Below are 5,562 nucleotides of genomic sequence, written 5' to 3'. Positions count from 1 at the left end.
ATGTATAGATTAATAGATCATAAGCAGAACATACTTAGACCAAAAGGTGATCAGAGTTTTCACACAGTCTGGGCACAGAGCCACTGGTCGGCTCTAACTCATTTCTGTCCAAAAACGAGTTTAACCGACTGTCTGCTTCTCGCTCTAAGCGCACTTCAATCACACATAATTTGCTTGGCGTCTTGCAAACAATGGCAAGCTTACCTCCCCTCCTATTTACAGTAACAATAATAAAAATTGATTGTACTATGCGAGTAAAAGCCTTTTTAGATGAACCAAGCGTTAGTAACTTAAAACACATAAGAGTTATTAAGCTAAATAATTTTTTATAAAAATTCAGTAAAATTTTTTTTCCATATTATACTTTTTTATTATTGCTGTAATTTTGGACAACTATGTTAAACAATTATTCTGTGCGTACCCGTTTAGCAGTGCTTGCATTGCTACCAATTATGATTTTTTTAATTACATCGTTTTTTTCAATAAACACAATGGGAAGGTTAGTAGCAGGGATTGATAGTTTATACGACGACCGTGTCGTACCACTTAAACAAATTAAACATGTGTCAGATAATTACGCTGTAAATATTGTTGATTTACTTCACAAGTATCGTGCTGAGTCTATTACCAAATCAGCGCTTTTAGCGAATATTAATGATGCTAGAAATACGGCAGATGATGAATGGAAAGCCTACCTGAGTACACAGCTAACAGCTGAAGAAAAGCGCTTAGTAGATAACGTTGAAAGCAAACTAAAGCCCGTGCTTACGCACTTAAATAATTTGATTTTAAGCATTAATAGTGGTGAATTTTTATCACTACCACAAAAGCAATTTGTTTATGAGCTTTACCAACTCTTTGATCCGCTGAGTGCCAGCTACCAAGCTTTAATTGATTTACAACTTAAAGAAGCAAGTGATTTTAAAGTTAAAGCTGATGAGAATTATCAATTTATAAAATTGATAATGAGTGTGACAATCGCGATATTGATTTTACTGTTACTGATTGTTGCTTACTTTATTTATTCTTCGATACAAAATCCATTAATGTCATTACGCGGTACCATATCGCACATTGCGACCAATGCTGATTTAACAGCTCGTGCTGAGGTTCAAGGTAAGGATGAGATTGCAGATACCGCATCTAACTTTAATGATATGCTACTTCGGATCCAAGGTTTAGTAAAAGATATGGCAGGCGCAACGCTGACACTTGCCTCTGCAGCTGAAGAAATGAACTCTATTAGTATTCAGGTTGCCAGTACAGCAACGCAGCAAGAGCAACAATCGGCTATGATTGCAACTGCAATTACTCAAATGAGCAGTGCAATAGAACAAGTTGCTCAAAACGCGCAAACAACCTCAGACAAGGCAACAAGTGCCGACATTAAGGCAGGCCAAGGGCAACAAGCTGTTGCTGATAATATAGAGTCAATAAATACGCTTTCAACTTTAGTTAATACTAATACGCAGCTCATTACAGATCTAAATACACAAACCAATGATATAAACCAAGTTGTTATGATGATTCAAAGCGTTGCTGAGCAAACTAACTTGTTAGCTTTAAATGCAGCTATTGAAGCAGCAAGAGCTGGCGATTCTGGTCGTGGTTTTGCCGTTGTAGCCGATGAGGTAAGGCAACTTGCTCACAATACTCAAAAGGCAACCGCTAGCATTAATGAAATGATCACTAAACTACAAGGCATGGCTCAGCAAGCTGTTAATGCCATGGGTAACGCTGAAAGCAGCGCTAAAGAGAGTGTTGACCATGCTAATTATTCTTCGCAGGTGCTCAGCGAAATTAACCGTGAAGTTACTGAAATTGCAGATATGAATACTCAAATATCAACCGCAACACAGGAGCAAAAAATGGTCGCAAATGAGCTAAGCAGTAATATTAATGAGTTTAGCGCGAGTATCACGTCGGTCAGCGAAAGCTCACAACAAAATGCTCAAGCTTCGCAAGAACTCGCACAGCTTGCGGCAATGCTACAAGGGCAAGTTAATGTATTTAAAGTTTAGGTACTTTCATTTTGCCGCATGTTAGGAGTTATACCTTAAATGAAAGCCTTATTTGCCATCAATTAAAATTATTAATTGATGGCATGCTTGTTACTTTAAGCACTAGTTTGATTTGACAATATATTTATCCAATCACTGGGGTTTGAGAGTATAAACTGATACGAGCTGCCATCTTGCGTGAAAACCTCTATCGCATCAGCTGTTATTGGAACAAGGCCTGCGCCTTTGCCTTTACATTCAACCACTTTTAAAATTGTATCACGGGCAATTGTATATGGTTCTAACCCTAATTTTTCATTAAAAGGTTCAAAATTTAAGTCAGTTTGCGTAATCCAAAACTTTCCGTCCGCTTTCATAACTCCATTTTGAATGGTTGCCATTGTTGATTTAACGACAGTTGATTGCATATTTAAATTCCTTTACAAGTGCATATAATTTCAAATTGTTCAACTTCCTTCTGTTTATTATTACAGCTAACTTGATAGCCAAAAGCAAGTTTATTTGTGCACTAACGCCACAAAGCCACCTTTTAAATTTAAAAGTTACCCGCATATATTTACCTGCTTTAAACTTTGTGGAATAATCGCTGCCCTCTTAGGGGAGTAGCCCGCTCAGTAATGAGTAAACTTATCAACATAATTGCACCTCATGTGCATGGTAAGTTTGTAATGTTGTAGCAAGCGTTATCGGCGAGACCTAGGTAGACACTATCCTCATGGCGGGAGATAGCTGTTTGCCTTGGTTTAGTATTCCCGCCTGAAGATTATATTAATGGATATTTTTTTAACCTCTACCGTCACTGTTGCCCTTGCTGAAATAGGCGATAAAACCCAGCTTTTATCTTTACTATTAGCTGCTCGCTTTCATAATAAAATTGCACTTATTTTAGGCATTCTTGCTGCTACTATTATTAATCATGGTTTATCTGCATGGTTTGGTGATTGGCTAAGCGGGAACTTTGCCGTCGAATACTTACCTTGGATAGTCAATATAAGCTTTATTGTGGTAGGGCTGTGGCTACTTATTCCAGATAAAGATGAAGAAGTGAGCCATAAATACGACCGCTATGGTGCATTTTTAGTGGCCTTAATCTTATTTTTTATTGCTGAAATTGGGGACAAAACACAAATTGCAACCGTATTGCTCGGCGCACAATATCAATCAGTACTTTGGGTTACGGTGGGTACTACAGTAGGAATGTTAATTGCTAATGTCCCTGTTATTTATGCCGGTAAGGCGTTACTAAAAAGAATTCCATTAAATACCGTAAGAGCGATAGCAGCCAGTGTTTTTGTACTGTTGGGTATTTATGGTTTAGTGACTATATAATGATTAAATAACGTTTAAATCACTCTTTAATCGTTAAACAATAAAAAGCGCTTACCTACTTTTATACAAGTTAGTTGTAAGCGCTTTTTATATAAGGGTATATGATTTAGGCGTTATTTACACAATAACAGCCTTTTGTATCCGCTATTAATAATGATGAGTTAAATCCGGCCTGTAAATTACTAATAACGGTTTCCACAAAGCCACTACCTTGAGAGCATGCCAGCCCTTCAGATAAAGGCCCTGCATAAACAAACTCACCATTTTTATCAATTAAAACGGCGGCAGGTGTGGCAGGGATCACTGACTTTAACTCATTATTTAATACAAAATTTTGCACTTCAACGCCTTGGTTTGTAGCAAAGCGTTGCAGGGCTGATAAATGAGGCTGTGCTTGAATTGTACAGCCGCAATTTTCTTGCGTAATAATCACAAGTTGAGCACTGTCTTTGTTTTGCCACAGTACTTGGTTTTTAAATTGCGAAAACCAGTTTTGTTGTTTAAGCATATTACCCTCATCAAAGAGCTTTAGCTGCCCTAGCTGAAAGTAAACAAGTGCCGACACAACAAAAGCAAGCCATATACAAATTAAGCTAATGGTGAAATAACGAGACTTATTTAAATTTTGCAATACTTTGCTCTAATACATCAATACTTACGTCTATCAGTTGCACTTTAGCCGTTAACTGCTCAACTATTTTAGTCTCTTGATACTGATTTTGGCGCATTTGATCTGTACTCATTGCTATTTGCTCTGTATTTCCAGCCTGTTCGGCAACCACTTGAGCTACTGAGTTAGTGCTGGCAGATACCGCTTGAATTTGATCACTCATTGACGAAATATTCTCTTTCATCGTTGCGCTTATTTTTGTTAAATCAACCACAAATTCTACACATTGATTCATCGACTGAGTTGACGTGCGACTATTATTTACCAGATCTGTAAGCGTAGACGCTATTTTGGTTGTTGTTGCTTGGCTGCTATTTGCAAGCGAGCGTACTTCATCGGCAACAACAGCAAACCCTCTGCCATGCTCACCCGCTCGTGCGGCCTCTATTGCAGCATTAAGGGCTAATAAATTAGTTTGGTCGGCTATGCCTGAAATTTCATTGAGTAAACTAGTAATAACATCCCCAGCGGCCACTAAGTGGCTTAACTGCTCTTCAGTGTTTGTTAACAAGGTGAGTAGCTCGGTGCTTTTTCTGTCGGTTTGTAATACTTCTTCCAGCGCAACATTGGCTGATTCAGTAATGCTATTAACTTGTTGTTTTAAAGTATCGCTTTCTTGTTCAACTAACTTAAAACCATGCGCAACTTGTGCGCCTGAATTAGCAATATCATCTGTTTGCGCGTTTCGTTGCTGCGCGCTATTGGCTAACTCATCATGAACATGAATAAGCTCTTTAGAGTTATTTTTTAAAGAGTCAGACTGAACTTGAACTTGCTTAATCACATCTGATAAGTACTCAAGCAAAGTATTAAAACCAACTACCGCTTTGCTTGTTGTGTCATCTGCTCGCATAGAAAGCTTAACTTGATTTGGATCTTGCATTATTTGCTCTGTGGCATAACTTAACGATAGACCCGCACGGCGTTCGCGATTTAACGTTACGGCAATAAAACCAGCTACAAGCGCTTCCACAATGGCATACGCTGCGTGAATAAGCACTGTTGAAAAGGCGAGTCGGTCTGGATCAAATACGTAAAAACCAGTATTTTGTGTTTGCAAATAGTAAAAAGATAAGTGGTGTATAGCTACAAACACAATAGCGGTAATAAACACTCGCCACTCTATGAACATTATTAGCATGGCTAAGAAAATGAATATTTCGAAATGCACTTCAATAAGGCCATAGGCTTGTTGAATATGTAAAAATGAAAACATCATAATTGCAGCCGCAACAACATGCGGTGCCATTTTGCTATCGGGTTGGGTTTTTAAAAGCCAAATGGGGAGCAAACATAACGGTAAGCCGACAAGAAATGCTTCTGTCAGGGTGCCAAAATAAAGACCAATACCTATAGACTCAATAAACAAAAGACTAAAAATAATTGTGAATAACCGACTTACACTAGACATAAAAACCTTAAATTAATTGTGTTCTAATTTAAACACGTTCAGCTGATATTTAAAGGTAGTGTTTAGAAATCTGTGTCATTTCAGTATTATTAAGAAAACAGGAGTGACACATGACTCAATCTTTCGACTTC

Annotated in this window: 5 protein-coding genes and 1 riboswitch; of the genes, 2 read left to right on the top strand and 3 right to left on the bottom strand. The window is 37.9% G+C overall.

Annotation, left to right across the window (positions count from 1 at the left end):
* Positions 1-395: 395 nt before the first annotated feature.
* Entirely contained in the window at positions 396-2,021 is a 1,626-nt protein-coding gene (locus tag AAEY57_RS18565; RefSeq protein ID WP_350608500.1) for a methyl-accepting chemotaxis protein, read from the top strand.
* Positions 2,022-2,116: 95 nt separating this feature from the next.
* Here the strand turns inward: AAEY57_RS18565 and AAEY57_RS18560 are convergent, their stop codons facing one another.
* Positions 2,117-2,428: a hypothetical protein gene (locus tag AAEY57_RS18560; protein WP_013463090.1), complete on the bottom strand. Its 312-nt coding sequence runs from the start codon at positions 2,426-2,428 to the stop codon at positions 2,117-2,119.
* Positions 2,429-2,606: 178 nt separating this feature from the next.
* Positions 2,607-2,709, top strand: a riboswitch (yybP-ykoY riboswitch).
* An 83-nt stretch (positions 2,710-2,792) separates the two neighbouring features.
* Between AAEY57_RS18560 and AAEY57_RS18555 the strand changes: the two genes are divergently transcribed.
* Positions 2,793-3,350: a TMEM165/GDT1 family protein gene (locus AAEY57_RS18555; protein ID WP_013463089.1), complete on the top strand. Its 558-nt coding sequence runs from the start codon at positions 2,793-2,795 to the stop codon at positions 3,348-3,350.
* A gap of 106 nt (positions 3,351-3,456) precedes the next feature.
* Here the strand turns inward: AAEY57_RS18555 and AAEY57_RS18550 are convergent, their stop codons facing one another.
* Together AAEY57_RS18550 and AAEY57_RS18545 are read right to left on the bottom strand one after the other, a co-directional pair.
* Positions 3,457-3,981: a DUF6436 domain-containing protein gene (locus AAEY57_RS18550; protein ID WP_138560731.1), complete on the bottom strand. Its 525-nt coding sequence runs from the start codon at positions 3,979-3,981 to the stop codon at positions 3,457-3,459.
* Entirely contained in the window at positions 3,965-5,431 is a 1,467-nt protein-coding gene (locus tag AAEY57_RS18545) for a methyl-accepting chemotaxis protein (RefSeq protein ID WP_350608499.1), read from the bottom strand. Before AAEY57_RS18545 ends, AAEY57_RS18550 begins: the two co-directional genes overlap by 17 nt.
* Positions 5,432-5,562 lie beyond the last annotated feature (131 nt).

The organism is Pseudoalteromonas sp. MER144-MNA-CIBAN-0113 (assembly GCF_040308965.1).
Classification (GTDB): Bacteria; Pseudomonadota; Gammaproteobacteria; order Enterobacterales; family Alteromonadaceae; genus Pseudoalteromonas; species Pseudoalteromonas tetraodonis.
The sequence above is the reverse complement of the archived record's forward strand: the minus strand, read 5'-3'. Positions and strand labels throughout refer to the sequence as shown.

Bases quoted from the DNA above. Each gene is read 5' to 3' on its own strand.
- AAEY57_RS18555 (WP_013463089.1), top strand. From the start codon at position 2,793: ATGGATATTTTTTTAACCTCTACCGTCACTGTTGCCCTTGCTGAAATA.
- AAEY57_RS18565 (WP_350608500.1), top strand. From the start codon at position 396: ATGTTAAACAATTATTCTGTGCGTACCCGTTTAGCAGTGCTTGCATTG.
- AAEY57_RS18560 (WP_013463090.1), bottom strand. From the start codon at position 2,428: ATGCAATCAACTGTCGTTAAATCAACAATGGCAACCATTCAAAATGGA.
- AAEY57_RS18545 (WP_350608499.1), bottom strand. From the start codon at position 5,431: ATGTCTAGTGTAAGTCGGTTATTCACAATTATTTTTAGTCTTTTGTTT.